This window comes from Nonomuraea sp. NPDC026600 (assembly GCF_040638335.1).
Taxonomy (GTDB): domain Bacteria; phylum Actinomycetota; class Actinomycetes; order Streptosporangiales; family Streptosporangiaceae; genus Nonomuraea.
Window position 1 is genome coordinate 479,950 of the sequence record NZ_JBEZYD010000006.1, and the last position, 14,741, is coordinate 494,690.

The window sequence follows — 14,741 nt, forward strand, 5'->3', positions numbered from 1 at the left end:
GGCCGGAGCGCGAGGCCATGCCGACGCATCCGATGATCAGCCCGCATTCCGAACGCGTCGCGTCGCGGAGTGAGGCGCCACCGCCGAGTGGGCCGCCCGTCTGGGACGGCCCGCCGCCCCCGTCGTACGCCCGGCCGCAGCGCTCCACGATGGAGCTGGTCAAGGCGCTGCCGGGCAAGGTGAGCATCCGATGGCGGCTCACCGTCGCCTACGGCGCGCTGTTCTTCGTGGCCGCGGCGGTGCTGCTCGTCTCGATGTACGTCATCGTCGGCACAGCGATCAACAGTGTGTGGCCGCCGCTCGACACCGGCGACATCGACCCCATCGACGCGGCCATCGTCCACGCGCGGTGGTACACCGCCAAGGAGCAGACCGTCGCCAACGCCCGCGACGCGCTGCTGCAGAGCTCCTACCTGGCACTGGCCGGCGTCGGCATCCTCGCGGTGATGCTCGGCTACTTCGTCGCCGACCGGGCGATGCGGCCGGTGAGCCAGATGACGGCCACGGCCAAGAAGCTCTCCGAGAGCACCCTCGCCCATCAGCGCATCGACCTGGAGGGCCCGGACGACGAGCTGAAGGAGCTGGCCGACACCTTCGACGCCATGCTCACCCGGCTCAATCTCGCCTTCGACACCCAGCGCAGGTTCGTCGCCAATGCCTCGCACGAGTTGCGGACCCCGCTGACCATCAACAGGACGGTCCTGGAGATCGCGCTGTCCGATCCCGAGGCTTCGCAAGATCTCAAAGCGCTCGGGCGTACGCTGCTCGAAGTCAACGCGCGCAACGAGAAGCTCATCGAGGGGCTGCTGCTGCTCGCCAGGAGCGAACGCGAGCTGGCGGTACGCAAGCCGGTGGACGTCCAGGAGGTCGCCCAGACGGCCGTCGAGCAGGTGACTCCATTCGCCGAAGATAACTCTGTAACCATCACCACCGAACTGGTCAGCGCGCCTACCATAGGCGATCCGGTGCTCTTGGAGCGCTCTGTGAGCAACCTGCTCGAGAACGCCATCAAGTACAACATTCCGGAAAACGGAAAAGTATGGATCCGAACGGGAATGGTGGACGGGGCACTGGTTGTTCAGGTGGCCAACACGGGGCAGCACGTCCCGGCGTACGAGGTCAACACCCTGTTCGAGCCCTTCAGGAGGCTCCACGCGGACCGCGTGGATTCGGCGAAGGGATCAGGGCTGGGGCTGTCCATCGTTCGTGCTGTTGTGCAGGCTCACGGTGGAAATGTGACCGCTGTGCCTCGGGAGGGCGGAGGACTTGTGGTGACCATTCGGCTGCCGAGCCGCTGATCCGGCGTGTTGCACCACGGCGGGCGTCTCGTTCTCGCCGCACATGTGGTTGGATGTGCCGTCGAACACGGTGGTGCATGCCGCCAAGGCTGTGGGTTTGGCCATATTTGGCTAACCATTGCCGATGGCAGCAGGCCCTGACGTGTTGGGAGGTTCGTGCTTCCTTCCTGCTGGGTACCGATGCAAAAATTCCCCCGGCAGAACGGGCACAAGATGAGGCTCCTGGACGTTAGAAGACGCGCGATGAGCGCGAAGACTTATAGATGAGGGGGATGGAGCAAGCACAATGGCTACCGATTACGACAGCCCGCGCAAGACGGACGACGACCTGGGGGAAGACAGCCTCCAGGAGCTCCAGGCGCGGCGCACCGACAAGTCGTCGGGCAGCATCGACATCGATGAGACGGATCTGGCCGAGTCGCTCGAACTACCCGGTGCCGATCTGTCGAACGAAGAGCTGAGCCTGCGCGTGATCCCGCGCCAGGCTGACGAGTTCACCTGCTCGCGTTGCTTCCTGGTGCATCACCGCAGCCAGCTGGCGTCTGAGAAGAACGGCCAGCAGGTGTGCCGGGAGTGCGCCGCCTGACGAAGGAGGCTCCGCGTGGCCGCACCTGAGAAGGACCGGCAACCAGGAAACGAGATCGCCGACCCCGACCAAGAGGTCGGCGAGCTCGTAGGCAGGCTCGCCGACCCCGGTGAGCTGGAGCCGGCCGAGCGGCGTCGGCTGCTCGGCCGTCTAGCCCGTACTCTGGCCTCTGGCGCCGGCAAGGCGCGTGAGACCGGAGTCGGGCGCGGACGCTGGCTGGCGGATGTGTTCATGAACATCGCGCCCCGCATCCCCATCAGAGACCTGCACACGCTTTCCGAGCATCATCACGGCCTGACCGGCGAGCAACTCGCCGACGACCTGGTGCGCACCGCCCAAAAGGCGACCATGACGGTCGGCGCCATCGGCGGAGCGCTCGCCGCGGCCGAGTTCGCGGCACCACCCCTCCTGCTCTCCGCTCCTGCGCAGCTCGTCGCCGAGACCATCGTGGTGGCCGCCATCGAGGTCAAGCTGCTGGCCGAGCTGCACGAGGTCTACGGCGTACGCGTCGAGGGCACCGGCACCCAGCGCGCGGCCGCCTTCGCCGCGGCCTGGGCCAAGCAGCGCGGCGTCGACCCCCTCAGCCCCGCCACCGTCTCGCTCGCCCTCGGCGCGGCCACCAAGACCGCCGTACGCAACCGCCTCCTGCGCACGCTCGGGCGCCACCTGACCACGCTGGGCCCGTTCCTCACCGGCGCCGTCGCCGGCGGCGCGCTCAACCGGATGGCGACCAAGAAGCTGGGCCGGGCCATCCGCGAGGACCTGCGCGGCAAGCTGCCGCCCGGCGGCCGGTCACCGGAGCTGGACCAGGGTTAGCCCCCTAAGCATCCCGCTCATCCATGACCCGCCGGAGTTTGCCCACCGAGCGCTCCAGCGTCTCCGGGTCCACCACCTCGACCTCGACCTGCACGCCGATCGTGTCCTTGACGGCCCGGCGCACCGCCTCCCCGGCCTCTGCGCGGGCCTCTGTGCCCGCCTCAAGGCCCCGCCGGGCCTCGACCTTGACTGTCATCACGTCGAGCCGCCCCGGCCTGGTGAGGTGCACCTGGAAGTGCGGCGACAGTCCCGGCACGCGCAGCACGATCTCCTCGATCTGGGTCGGGAAGACGTTCACCCCGCGCAGGATGATCATGTCGTCGGTGCGGCCCGTCACCTTCTCCATCCGCCGGAACGCCGGCCGCGCGGTGCCGGGCAGCAGCCGGGTCAGGTCGCGGGTCCGGTAACGGATGATCGGCAGCGCCTCCTTGGTGAGGCTGGTGAAGACCAGCTCGCCCGTCTCGGCCGGGGCCCCGGTGAACGGGTCGACGGTCTCGGGGTAGAAGTGGTCCTCCCAGACGTGCAGCCCGTCCTTGGACTCGACGCACTCGTTGGCCACGCCGGGGCCCATCACCTCCGACAGGCCGTAGATGTCGACGGCGTCCAGGTCGAAGCGGTCCTCGATCTCCGCGCGCATCTCCTCGGTCCACGGCTCGGCGCCGAAGACGCCGATCCGCAGCGAGGACGCGCGGGCGTCCAGGCCCTGGCGGTCGAACTCGTCGAGCAGCGCCAGCATGTACGACGGCGTGACCATGATGACGTCCGGCCGGAAGTCGGCGATGAGCCGCACCTGGCGGGGCGTCATGCCGCCGGAGACCGGTATCACCGTGCAGCCCAGCCGCTCGGCGCCGTAGTGGGCGCCCAGGCCGCCGGTGAACAGGCCGTAGCCGTAGGAGATGTGCACGATGTCACCGGGCCGCCCGCCCGAGGCGCGGATCGAGCGGGCCATGACATCGGCCCAGACGTCGAGGTCGGCCTTCGTGTAGCCGACCACCGTGGGCTGCCCGGTGGTGCCGCTGGAGGCGTGCACCCGCGCCACCCGCTCCCGTGGCACGGCGAACATGCCGAACGGATAGCAGTCACGCAGGTCCTGCTTCGTGGTGAACGGGAACTTCGCCAGGTCGCCGAGCTCCTCGCAGTCGGCGGGGTGGACACCGTGCTCATCAAACTTTTGCCGATATTTCGGGACATTTTGGTATGCGTGGTGGAGCGTCCATTGGAGGCGCTCCAACTGGAGCGCCATGAGCTCGTCGCGCGAAACCCGCTCGACCGGGTCGAGCTCTCCGGGCCGAGGGGCGGCGCCGAGTCTCATCGCATCTCCCTGCTGTGGCCACGGAACTCCGCGACCACCTCGCCGCCGGCCTTCTTCACCGTGATGTCGTAGATGCCGCTCCGCCCGTAGCGGGTGCGCTCGGCGGCCTCGGCCACCAGCACGTCGCCCGCGCGGGCGGGCGCCACGAAGGTGATCTCCGCGCCCGCCGCGACCGTCACCGGCCCGTGGCTGTTGCACGCGCAGGCGAACGCGGTGTCGGCCAGCAGGAAGACGTAGCCGCCGTGGCACAGCGCGTGCCCGTTGATCATCCGATCGGTGACCTCCATGCGGCACACCGCCCGTCCGGTGCCCAGCTCCGCCAGCTCGATGCCCAGGGCCGCGGAGGCGGTGTCGGCGTCCATCATGCGGCGCGCGCTCTCCAACGCAAGTCTCCCTTGTCAACTGACCGAATGTTCGGTAAACACTTCACCGTCCGGCCTGATCTCTGTCAAGAGACGGACGGAACCCCCCGAGGTACGCCTGAACGGGAGGAAACGATGGTCAAGCCGTTCGCCTCGTCCGCCGATCTCGGCGAGAAGCGGCAGTCGCTGGAAGTGCTGGCCGAGGGCGTCTACGCGCTCACCGCCGAGGGCGACCCGAACATCGGCGCGATCGAGGGCGAGGACTTCCTGGTCTGCTTCGAGGCGCTGGCCACCCCGGTCGCCGCCCGCGAGTGGCTCGCGCGGCTGCGCGAGCACACGGACAAGCCGATCAGATACCTCGTGCTGTCGCACTATCACGCGGTACGGGTGCTGGGCGCCTCGGCGTTCGGGGCCGACGTGATCGTCACGCACGACAGGACCAGAGAGCTGATCGCCGAACGCGGCGCCGAGGACTGGGCCAGCGAGTACGCCCGGATGCCCCGGCTGTTCAAGGAGCCCGGCTCCATCCCCGGCCTGACGTGGCCCACGGCGACGTTCAGCGACCGGTTCACCATCGCGCTCGGCGGCGGGCGCGGCGACCTGGTGCTGGCCTACTGCGGGCGCGGGCACACCGAGGGCGACCTGGTGGCCTGGCTGCCGGAGCGGCGCATCATGTTCGCCGGCGACCTGGTCGAGTCGCAGGCCGCCCTCTACACCGGCGACGCCTTCCACCGCGACTGGTCCACCACGACGCTCGACCGGGTCGCCGCGTTCGGCGCGGAGACGCTGGTGGGCGGCAGGGGAGTTGTGGCGCGCGGCGCGCGGGGCGTCGAGGCGGCCATCGCGCAGACCCGCGACTTCCTGGCCGTGATGCTCCGCGAGGTCGGCCGGGCCCACGAGGGCGGCGGCACGCTCAAGGAGGCGTTCGCGAACACCCACCGGGCGCTCGAACCCCGCTACGGCGCCTGGCCCATCTTCGAGCACTGCCTGCCGTTCAACGTCTCCCGGCTGTGGGACGAGCTCGACGGCGTCGAACGGCCGGTCATCTGGACGGCGGACCGCGACCACGCCGTCTGGGAGCAGCTCCAGTCATGACCGGCACCGGACCTGGGTTCGGTGCCGGGGACGCGACCGCCGGGGTCATCGTCATCGGTGCCGGGCCCGTCGGGCAGACGGCGGCGCTGCTGCTGGCCCGCTGGGGACTGCCCGTGCTCGTCCTCGACCGGAGTCCGGCCCGCGCCGCCACGGGATCCAGGTCCATCTGCCAGCAGCGGGACGTGCTCGACATCTGGTCGGCCGCCGGCGCGGGCCGGATCGCCGAGGAGGGCCTGGCCTGGACCACCGCCCGCACCTACTACCGGGGCCGCGAGCTGTTCTCATGGACGTTCGGCGGCCAGGGCCCGCTGCCGCCGTGCGTCAACATCTCGCAGTCGCGTACCGAGCGGATCCTGGACGAGGCCATCGCCGCCCAGCCGCTCATCGAGGTGCGCTGGGACCACGAGGTCACCGGCCTGACCCAGGACGCCGAGGGTGTCACGGTCCACTGCGGGGAGCGGGTGCTGCGCGCCCCCTACGTGCTGGCCTGCGCGGGCGCCAAGGCCCAGCCGGTACGCCGGGCGCTGGGCGTCACCTTCGACGGGGAGACGTTCGACGACCAGTTCCTCATCTGCGACATCAGGGCCGACCTGCCCGGCTGGGAGCACGAGAGGCGCTTCCACTTCGACCCCGAGTGGAACCCCGGCAGGCAGGTGCTCATCCACCCCTGCCCCGGATCGACGTTCCGCATCGACTGGCAGGTCCCACCGGACTACACCCCAACAGAAGACGATATTTCGCGAAAAATCAGGCAGATCATTGGCGAGCGGGACTACGACCTGCTCTGGCGGACCACGTACCGCTTCCACTCCCGCGTCGCCTCCCGCATGCGGGCGGGCCGGGTGCTGCTGGCCGGTGACTGCGCCCATCTGGTGGCCCCCTTCGGCGCCCGGGGCCTCAACTCCGGCGTGCCCGACGCCGAGAACGCCGCCTGGAAGCTGGCCTTCGTCGCCCACGGCTGGGCCCCCGAAGAGCTGCTGGAGACCTACCACATCGAGCGGCACGCGGCCGCGCTGGAGAACCTGGAGGTCACCGGCGCCACCATGCGCTTCCTGGCGCCCAGGACCGAGCCGGAGCGGGCGCGCCGCCGGGCGGCGCTGGAGAGGGGCGTGCCCGAGGAGATCGACTCCGGCCGGTTCGCCGAGCCGTACTGGTACGTCGACTCACCGCTCACCACACCCGACCCGAGGCGCCCCTTCGCGGGGCGGCCGGCCAAGGGGGCCAGTCCGGCGCCCGCTCCCGGGGTGGCGCTGCCCGACATTCCGCTTCCGGGCGGCGGCAGGCTGCGCGAATTCTGCCGAGCCGGAATCCTTGTCCTATTGGGCGATATGTGCGATTCACGTTTGTTTGTGCAGGTCCTGGGCAAGGTCACTACGGCGCCGCTCGCCGTGCGGGAGTTCGCGGCATTGGACCGCTCCGGAGCCCTGGCAGAGACGCTGGGTGTGGAGCGGGGCGAGGTCTGGATCGTCAGGCCGGACGCCCATGTCGCCGCGATTCTCTCTCAGGCGAAGCCCGAACGGGTGGCCGCCGCCGTGTGCCGTGTCCTGCGGCTCGCGGATGGAGTCTAGGAGGACCTGGGTGAGTGGCCGTAACTCGTTTATGATCGTCGCGAACCGGTTGCCGGTGGATCGAACGGTCGAGCCGGACGGGACGGCCGCGTGGCGCAGGAGCCCAGGCGGGCTCGTGACCGCCATCGCTCCTGTCATGCAGCGCCGGCACGGCGCCTGGCTGGGCTGGCACGGCGCCGCCGACGAGCTCCTGGAGCCGTTCGATCAGGACGGCATGAACCTGATCCCGGTGCCGCTCTCGGCCAGTGAGGTGGAGCTCTACTACGAGGGCTTCTCCAACGCCACGCTCTGGCCGCTCTATCACGACGTGGTCGCGCCGCCGGTGTTCGAGCGCGGCATGTGGGACGCCTACCGCGCGGTCAACCAGCGCTTCGCCGAGGCCGCGGCCGAGGCGGCCGAGGAGGGGGCGGTCGTCTGGGTGCAGGACTACCAGCTTCAGCTCGTCCCCGCCATGCTGCGCAGGCTCCGGCCGGACCTGCGCATCGGCTTCTTCCTGCACATCCCGTTCCCGCCGGTCGAGCTGTTCTGGCGGCTGCCATGGCGTAGGGAACTGGTCGAAGGTCTGCTCGGGGCCGACCTGGTGGGCTTCCAGTTGCCCGGTGGCGCCTCGAACTTCCGGCGGCTGTGCCGCAGGCTGCTCGGCCTGCCGTACAAGGGGAACGAGATCTTCCTCGACGACCGGATCGTGACCACGCAGGCGTTCCCCATCTCGGTGGACTTCGGCGAGCTCGACCAGCTGGTGCGCGAGCCGCACATCATGACCCGCGCCAAGGAGATCAGGGCCGAGCTCGGCGATCCGGAGCACGTGCTGCTCGGCGTGGACCGGCTCGACTACACCAAGGGCATCGGGCTACGGCTGGAGGCGTTCGGCGAGCTGCTCGAGGAGGGGCGGCTGAAGCCCAACGAGGCCGTGTTCGTGCAGATCGCCACGCCTTCGCGGGAACGGGTGGAGGAGTACCGCCGGTTGCGCGACGACATCGAACTGCAGGTCGGCCGGATCAACGGCGAGCACGCGATGCTCGGCCTCCAGCCGATCCAGTATTTCCACCAGTCGTACGGCCGGGAGGAGCTGGCCGCGCTCTACCTGGCCGCCGACGTCATGGTGGTCACGCCGCTGCGTGACGGGATGAACCTGGTGGCCAAGGAGTACGTCGCGTGCCACCACGACCTGCGGGGAGCGCTCGTGCTCAGTGAGTTCGCCGGGGCGGCCGACGAGCTGCGGCAGTCGTACCTGGTCAATCCCTATGACGTGGAGGACGTCAAGCGGCAGATGATGACGGCGATGCGGGCCACGCCGCACGAGCTGTCCCGGCGGATGCGGACGATGCGCCGCCGGGTCGCCACCTACGACGTGGACCGCTGGGCCGGAGAGTTCCTCACTGCCCTGGAGTCACCTGCTTCACCGTCTTCCACGCCTCATAACGCTTCTTGGCGGTCCGGTTGACCACGATCTGCGCCACGGACATCCCGACGCCCATCACCACGGCGTAACCGATCGCCTCGCCCATGCTGACCTCGGGGGAATCGGTGTCGATCGGCGGCTCCTTGCCGGTGGTCTTCACCCAGACGAACCCGAGGATCTTGCGCGCCGCCCAGGCGGTGACCAATCCGACCAGACCGCCGATGACCCGCCAGGCGAGGTCGGGCTTGTCGTCTGCCATCCGAACGTCTCCTTCCGCTTTGTAACGAACACTAGTCTGCAACGCCTCCCAGGCCGGTGAAGCCGTACCATATGGAGGCATGAATCAGCAGCGACTACGCCATGCCGCCATGCCGGAGAAACCGACTCTCGACGGCTTGGAGCAGGTATGGGTAGCGCGCTGGGAAGATGACGGTACCTACCGGTTCGACAGGTCCAAGACGCGCGAGCAGATCTACTCGATCGACACGCCGCCTCCCACCGTCTCCGGCTCCCTCCACGTCGGTCACGTCTTCTCCTACACGCACACGGACACCATCGCCCGTTTCCAGCGGATGCGCGGGCGCGAGGTCTTCTATCCCATGGGGTGGGACGACAACGGCCTGCCCACCGAGCGCCGGGTGCAGAACCACTTCGGCGTCCGCTGTGACCCTTCGGTGCCCTACGACCCCGACTTCACACCTCCGGCCAAGCCCGATCCCAAGCGGCAGATCTCCGTCTCGCGCGGCAACTTCATCGAGCTGTGCGAGCGGCTGACGGCCGAGGACGAGAAGGCGTTCGAGGAGCTGTGGCGGCGCCTGGGGCTGTCCGTCGACTGGTCGATGACGTACGCGACCATCGACGCCGGGGCGCGGGCCGCCTCGCAGCGGGCCTTCCTGCGCACGCTGGCGCGCGGCGAGGCCTACCTGGCCGAGGCGCCGACGCTGTGGGACGTCTCCTTCCGCACCGCCGTCGCCCAGGCCGAGCTCGAGGACCGTGAGTGGCCGGGAGCCTTCCACCGGGTCTCCTTCTACGGTGAGAAGGGGCCGGTCTGGATCGAGACGACCCGGCCCGAGCTGCTGCCCGCCTGCGTGGCCCTGGTGGCGCACCCCGACGACGAGCGCTACCAGCCGCTGTTCGGCACCTCGGTGCTGACGCCGCTGTTCGGTGCCGAGGTGCCGGTGCTGGCCCACCACCTGGCCGAGCCCGACAAGGGCTCCGGCATCGCGATGGTCTGCACCTTCGGCGACATCACCGACGTCACCTGGTGGCGGGAGCTGGCGCTGGAGACCAGGCCGATCATCGGCAAGGACGGCCGCCTGCTGCCCGAGCCGCCCGAGGGCGTCGAGCAGGAGCCGTACAAAGAGCTGGCCGGCAAGACCGTCCACAGCGCGCGCGAACGCGTCGTGGAGCTGCTGCGCGAGTCGGGCGACCTGGACGGCGACCCGCGCCCCACGCGGCGGATGGTGAAGTTCTACGAGAAGGGCGATCGCCCGCTGGAGATCGTCACCACCCGTCAGTGGTACATCCGCAACGGCGGGCGCGATCCCGAGCTGCGCGAGCGGCTCCTGGACAGGGGCGCCGAGCTGCGCTGGCACCCGCCGCACATGCGGGTCCGCTACGACAACTGGGTGCGGGGGCTGGCCGGCGACTGGCTGATCTCCCGGCAGCGCTTCTTCGGCGTGCCGATCCCCGTCTGGTACCCGCTGGACGAGTCGGGCGAGCCCGACTACTCCCGTCCGCTGGTCCCGCCGGAGGACCTGCTGCCGATGGACCCCTCCTCGCAGGTGCCCGACGGCTACACCGAGGACCAGCGGGGCGTGCCGGGCGGCTTCATGGGCGATCCGGACATCATGGACACCTGGGCGACCTCGTCCCTCACGCCGGAGATCGCCGGTGGCTGGGAGCGCGATCCCGACCTGTTCGGCCGGGTCTTCCCGATGGACCTGCGGCCGCAGGCGCACGAGATCATCCGCACCTGGCTGTTCTCCACTGTGGTCAGGGCGCACCAGGAGTTCGGCACGCTGCCGTGGCGCGACGTGGTCATCGCGGGCTGGATCCTCGACCCCGACCGCAAGAAGATGTCCAAGTCCAAGGGCAACGTCACGACGCCGCTCGGGCTGCTGGAGGAGTACGGCTCCGACGCGATCCGCTACTGGGCGGCCAGCGGGCGGCCCGGCACCGACACGGCGTTCGACACCGGGCAGATCAAGGTCGGCCGGCGGCTCGCCATCAAGATCCTCAACGCGTCGAAGTTCGTGCTCGGCTTCCCGGACTCCGAGGCGGCGGTCACCGAGCCGCTCGACCTGGCGATGCTGGCCCAGCTCTCCAGTGTGGTCGAGGAGGCCACCCAGGCGTTCGAGGGCTACGACTACACCCGGGCGATGGAGGCCGCCGAGCGCTTCTTCTGGGCGTTCTGCGACGACTACCTGGAGCTGGTCAAGGCCAGGGCCTACGAGAGCGGCCCGGCGGCCGCCTCGGCGCACGCGGCGCTGCGCCAGGCGCTCGACGTGCTGCTGCGGCTCTTCGCGCCGTTCCTGCCGTTCGTCACCGAGGAGGTCTGGTCCTGGTGGCGTCCCGGCTCGGTGCACCGCGCGGCCTGGCCGTCGGCGCCGGCGGGCGCGGGTGACCCGGCGGTGCTCGCCGTGGCCTCCGACGTGCTCGCGCGGATCCGCAAGGCCAAGTCCGCCGGCAAGCTGTCGATGCGCGCCGAGGTCTCCCGCCTCACCGTGTCCGGCCCCGAGATCGCCCTGGTACGGCTGGCGCAGGACGACCTGTGCGGCGCGGGCAACGTCGAGGAGTTCGTCCTCGACGACGGCCCGGAGTTCGCCGTCGAGGTGACTCTCGAGCAGTAGCCGCTAGTAGTCGCACACCCCCGAGGGGAAGATCGCCTCAAGGCGGGCCCGCTCCTCGGGGGAGGGGCGCCATGAGCCGTACAGGCCGCGTGCGACGGCCCTGGACACCGGCTGCAGGCGGCACTTGTACACGCCGCCCTCCAGCGGGCCGCCCGCCACGACGCGGGAGGTGGAGTACAACGGGAAGCGCGTGGTGCAGGCGCCGGCGGCGTGGTGGTCCAGGATGCCGTCCCACACGTGCGGCCCGGCGGCGATCTGCGCCCCGGTGGTGGTGAAGCAGCGGTCCACGGCCGAGGCGGGCTTGTTGCCCGCCACCCCGCGCCACGGGCGGGCGCGCAGGTTGGCCATCCACTGGTCCATCACCCGCAGCGCCTCGGGCGTCTGGTCGAAGGCCGGCCCGTCGGGGCGGGCGTCGGTGAACCAGATGACCTGGTTGTCGGCGTTGCCGTCGTAGTTCAGCATCCGCTGCCGCGAGGCGAACGACTGGTGCGCGTCGTGCATGTCGAGCTGGTCTTCGAGGTAGTGGCGCCAGTCGATGACCGGGATGGCGATGTCGCCCTTGAACACCAGCCCGCTGCGCTCCACGTTCTTGATCGCGATCGGGTCGCCGGTACGCCGCGGCGCCGGGTCCCCCGTCTGCTGGTTGCGGGCGCTCCACGGGTCGAACTGGGCCGGATCCTGGCAGAGGGAGGGGGTGAACGGGCAGCCCTCCCGCACCATGTCCTTCGACTCCTTCCAGGAGCCGGCGCGCGCGTTGACGTCGAGGAACTCCGCGGGCGTGATCAGGCCCTTCACCAGCGACCTCAAACCGTACTGGACGCCGACGTTGTCCCAGGTGGAGCGGGCGTAGCCGTCGGGGGCGACGCCGTAGACCTCGCGCAGGTCGTCCCAGTGCGTCCACTGGACCGTGTCCTTGACGCCGGGCGGGTCCATCTTGGCCCACTCGGGATCGTTGCCGGAGCTGAAGAGCGGGTTCATGGTCAGCGGGGTGAGCCCGCGCCAGCCCTTGACGCACTCGTCGGAGCCCGGCTTACCGGTGTAGGGGTTGTCCACGGTGTCACTGGCGTTCATCCCGATCAGCGCGGTCCGCGAGTCCCAGGACGCCCAGCGCGGGTTGTGGTCCATGTACCGTTCGAGCAGCTCGCAGTCGCCGACGTGGATGGTCTGGGTGACCATGTCGGGATAGGAGTACTGCGGGATCGCCGCGTCGATCACCTCGGTGCCGTAGTTCTGCCCGTAGATGTACTGCTGGAGGGCGCCGCCCGAGGCGCCCAGGCCGACCGTGTAGAGCGGCACACCGTACTGCTCGATGAACCGCTCCTTCACCATCAGCGCCGTCTCGCCGCCCAGGATCAGGTTGTAGTGCGTCGAGGTGCGGGTGCCCGACGAGTGCAGGATCGCGTAGCCCTTGCCCAGCCCGTACACGTCGAGCGCGCTGCCGCCGAGCGTGCCCTGGTCGTGGCCGATCCCCACGCCGCCGTCGAAGCGGTAGACCGCCCGGCCGTTGTAGCCGTCCTCCAGCATCGCGATGGAGTAGAGGAAGCGGTTGATCACGCCGCGCTCGCGGCGTACCACGAAGTCCACCGTCCGGCCGTCGATCGTGGTGGTGGTCGACATGTCCGCGGGACGTTCGGCGGGCATCGTCTTGAACGTGCCGTCCGCCGAGCGGTAGAGCCGCTCCTTCAGCACCGGCGCGAAGCAGTCCCTGCTCCACCCGCCCGTGGTGCGCATGCCCTGGCCGTCCTGGTTGTCGGCGACCGGCGGGCCGAGCCCGCTCCGCTCGGTCTTGCACAGGAACGGGTACTGGTGCGACCCGGAGAAGATCGGTCCCGAGATCGGGTGGTTGCGTAACTTCAGCGTCTCCTTGAACGGCCCGGCCAGCGCCTTGATCGTGTTGTCGCCGTCGATCAGCCCGGTCACCAGGCCGCTGAACGACTCGCCGCCGGGATCCGGTTTGAAGGCCGCGGTGACGTCCTCGCCGTTGCGCAGCACCTTGAGCCGCATGCCCTGGCTCACCTGTACCCGGATCAGGGCGTCACCGCCGCTGACCCGGTCGGCGCGGCTGGACAGCACGTCGAGCGCGGGTTCGCCGCGCGAGGCCAGGGCGGGCACGGGGGCCGCGACGAGACATGCGATCACGGCGGTGATAGCACTCACCTTAACCAGCGCGACGGTCTTCATGTGCATGACGGTTGCATGTGATCATGCCGTTGCCCAGACCCGATCTTTTATCCACGCGCATCCATTCCGCTCACGTGCCAGTCTTGAACACGTGCTGACTGACCGCCCAACCAAGCTCGTGCCACCCGTGCTGGCCAGAATGGCCGCCTGGTGCCTGTGCCTGATCCTCGTCGGCGTGGTCGTCTACTTCTTCGTCCAGGGCATCGCGCGGCTCAGCTTCGTGGCCCTGCCCGTCGCCATCGCCCTGCTGCTGACCGCGCTGCTGTTCCCGCTGGCCAGGAGCCTGCGCGAGGCGGGCATGCGCCCCATCTACGCCACCTGGATCACCATGCTGGTGGCGCTCGCGGTGCTCGCCGGCACCGGATGGCTGGTCGGCGCGCGGGCCACCGAGGAGTTCCCCAACCTGGTCGAACAGGTCCAGTCCACCGCCCGCGACGTACAGAACTGGCTGATCACCGGCCCGCTGCACCTCAAAGAGGCGCAGATCACCAGCTACGTCGACGAGATCGCGACGATGGTCAACGCCCAGCGCACGGCCATCACGAGCACGGTCCTGACCGCCGGCGCCGTCGCCTTCGAGGTGCTCGCGTCCCTCGTGCTGCTGCTGTTCGTCACGTTCTTCCTGCTCAAGGACGGTGACCGGATCTGGTCGTGGTTCCTGCGGGGGTTCGGCTCGATGTCGCCGCGGGTCGACCGGGCGGGCCGGGCCGCCTGGACCACGCTCTCCCACTACGTGCAGGGCACCGTCGCGGTCGCCGCCGTGCACGGCGTGATCATGGGCATCGTGCTGGCCGGCATGGGCGTGCCGCTCTGGGCGCCGCTGGCGGTGCTGATCTTCTTCGCCAGCTTCATCCCGATCGTCGGCATCTTCTTCGCGGGTACGATCGCCACCCTGGTCACGCTGGGCGCCAAGGGGCCGGTCTACGCGCTGATCTTCATCGGCATCCTGATCATCGAGCAGCAGTTGGAGAACCACGTGCTCCAGCCGCTCATCGTCGGCCGGGCGCTCAACTTCCACCCGCTGGCCATCATCCTCGTGCTGGCCGTCGGCGGCATCCTGGCCGGCATCGCGGGAGCGGCGGTGGCCGTGCCCGTGGCGGCGGTGATCTACCGGGCGCTGCCCGAGCTGGTGCACAAACCGGCCGCCCTGCCGCCGGCCCCTGCCCGGCCACCCGGCTCCCCGCCCCCGGGCTCGGCGGACAAGGACGATAGTCCGCCTGACACCGAGTAATCTCGTCACCCGTGACCACCTCACCGAGGGACGCCCGA

General features: G+C 69.7%; 12 protein-coding genes. 8 read left to right on the top strand and 4 right to left on the bottom strand.

Features of this window, described 5'->3' with window-relative positions; translation table 11 throughout:
* Positions 1-17: 17 nt before the first annotated feature.
* The 3 genes from AB0F17_RS18040 to AB0F17_RS18050 all read left to right on the top strand — a co-directional run bounded on the left by AB0F17_RS18040 (position 18) and on the right by AB0F17_RS18050 (position 2,700).
* The gene (locus tag AB0F17_RS18040; RefSeq protein WP_358023722.1) at positions 18-1,298 is read left to right on the top strand and encodes a HAMP domain-containing sensor histidine kinase; all 1,281 of its coding nucleotides are present in this window, start codon (positions 18-20) and stop codon (positions 1,296-1,298) included.
* A 286-nt stretch (positions 1,299-1,584) separates the two neighbouring features.
* Positions 1,585-1,884, top strand: coding sequence for a DUF4193 domain-containing protein (locus AB0F17_RS18045; RefSeq protein WP_020542847.1), 300 nt, complete (start codon positions 1,585-1,587; stop codon positions 1,882-1,884).
* 15 nt (positions 1,885-1,899) lie between these two features.
* Positions 1,900-2,700, top strand: a complete 801-nt coding sequence (locus tag AB0F17_RS18050; protein WP_358023725.1) for a hypothetical protein — start codon at positions 1,900-1,902, stop codon at positions 2,698-2,700.
* 4 nt (positions 2,701-2,704) lie between these two features.
* Here AB0F17_RS18050 and paaK read toward each other — a convergent pair whose 3' ends face one another.
* Both paaK and paaI read right to left on the bottom strand, forming a co-directional pair.
* Positions 2,705-4,012: a phenylacetate--CoA ligase PaaK gene (paaK, locus tag AB0F17_RS18055; RefSeq protein WP_358023727.1), complete on the bottom strand. Its 1,308-nt coding sequence runs from the start codon at positions 4,010-4,012 to the stop codon at positions 2,705-2,707.
* Positions 4,009-4,377 (bottom strand): hydroxyphenylacetyl-CoA thioesterase PaaI, encoded by a 369-nt coding sequence (paaI, locus tag AB0F17_RS18060; RefSeq protein WP_358023882.1) that lies wholly within the window; start codon positions 4,375-4,377, stop codon positions 4,009-4,011. Before paaI ends, paaK begins: the two co-directional genes overlap by 4 nt.
* A 132-nt stretch (positions 4,378-4,509) precedes the next feature.
* Here paaI and AB0F17_RS18065 point away from each other — a divergent pair, with 132 nt between their 5' ends.
* From AB0F17_RS18065 to AB0F17_RS18075, 3 genes are read left to right on the top strand one after another with little or no spacing between them, the layout of a single operon-like run.
* Complete coding sequence (locus AB0F17_RS18065) at positions 4,510-5,469, top strand: MBL fold metallo-hydrolase (RefSeq protein ID WP_358023730.1); 960 nt, start codon at positions 4,510-4,512, stop codon at positions 5,467-5,469.
* The gene (locus AB0F17_RS18070) at positions 5,466-7,037 is read left to right on the top strand and encodes an FAD-dependent monooxygenase (protein WP_358023733.1); all 1,572 of its coding nucleotides are present in this window, start codon (positions 5,466-5,468) and stop codon (positions 7,035-7,037) included. Before AB0F17_RS18065 ends, AB0F17_RS18070 begins: the two co-directional genes overlap by 4 nt.
* Positions 7,038-7,047: 10 nt before the next feature.
* Positions 7,048-8,481, top strand: coding sequence for a trehalose-6-phosphate synthase (locus AB0F17_RS18075; protein ID WP_358023735.1), 1,434 nt, complete (start codon positions 7,048-7,050; stop codon positions 8,479-8,481).
* Here AB0F17_RS18075 and AB0F17_RS18080 read toward each other — a convergent pair.
* Positions 8,414-8,698 (bottom strand): DUF4235 domain-containing protein, encoded by a 285-nt coding sequence (locus AB0F17_RS18080; protein WP_214635890.1) that lies wholly within the window; start codon positions 8,696-8,698, stop codon positions 8,414-8,416. The two genes, AB0F17_RS18075 and AB0F17_RS18080, sit on opposite strands and share 68 nt — an antisense overlap.
* A 79-nt stretch (positions 8,699-8,777) precedes the next feature.
* Between AB0F17_RS18080 and valS the strand changes: the two genes are divergently transcribed.
* Positions 8,778-11,291: a valine--tRNA ligase gene (gene valS / locus AB0F17_RS18085; RefSeq protein WP_358023738.1), complete on the top strand. Its 2,514-nt coding sequence runs from the start codon at positions 8,778-8,780 to the stop codon at positions 11,289-11,291.
* 3 nt (positions 11,292-11,294) lie between these two features.
* On the opposite strand, the gene AB0F17_RS18090 is transcribed toward valS, so the two are convergent.
* Positions 11,295-13,472 carry a DUF6351 family protein gene (locus tag AB0F17_RS18090; RefSeq protein ID WP_358023742.1) on the bottom strand — a complete coding sequence of 726 codons (2,178 nt, stop codon included), beginning with the start codon at positions 13,470-13,472 and terminating at the stop codon, positions 11,295-11,297.
* 91 nt (positions 13,473-13,563) lie between these two features.
* Between AB0F17_RS18090 and AB0F17_RS18095 the strand changes: the two genes are divergently transcribed.
* The gene (locus AB0F17_RS18095) at positions 13,564-14,703 is read left to right on the top strand and encodes an AI-2E family transporter (protein ID WP_358023745.1); all 1,140 of its coding nucleotides are present in this window, start codon (positions 13,564-13,566) and stop codon (positions 14,701-14,703) included.
* Positions 14,704-14,741: the final 38 nt, after the last annotated feature.

Excerpts from the sequence above, each read along its gene's own strand:
- AB0F17_RS18040 (WP_358023722.1), top strand. The coding sequence starts at position 18 with ATGCCGACGCATCCGATGATCAGCCCGCATTCCGAACGCGTCGCGTCG.
- AB0F17_RS18045 (WP_020542847.1), top strand. The coding sequence starts at position 1,585 with ATGGCTACCGATTACGACAGCCCGCGCAAGACGGACGACGACCTGGGG.
- paaK (WP_358023727.1), bottom strand. The coding sequence starts at position 4,012 with ATGAGACTCGGCGCCGCCCCTCGGCCCGGAGAGCTCGACCCGGTCGAG.
- paaI (WP_358023882.1), bottom strand. The coding sequence starts at position 4,377 with ATGATGGACGCCGACACCGCCTCCGCGGCCCTGGGCATCGAGCTGGCG.
- AB0F17_RS18065 (WP_358023730.1), top strand. The coding sequence starts at position 4,510 with ATGGTCAAGCCGTTCGCCTCGTCCGCCGATCTCGGCGAGAAGCGGCAG.
- AB0F17_RS18070 (WP_358023733.1), top strand. The coding sequence starts at position 5,466 with ATGACCGGCACCGGACCTGGGTTCGGTGCCGGGGACGCGACCGCCGGG.
- AB0F17_RS18080 (WP_214635890.1), bottom strand. The coding sequence starts at position 8,698 with ATGGCAGACGACAAGCCCGACCTCGCCTGGCGGGTCATCGGCGGTCTG.
- valS (WP_358023738.1), top strand. The coding sequence starts at position 8,778 with ATGAATCAGCAGCGACTACGCCATGCCGCCATGCCGGAGAAACCGACT.
- AB0F17_RS18090 (WP_358023742.1), bottom strand. The coding sequence starts at position 13,472 with ATGAAGACCGTCGCGCTGGTTAAGGTGAGTGCTATCACCGCCGTGATC.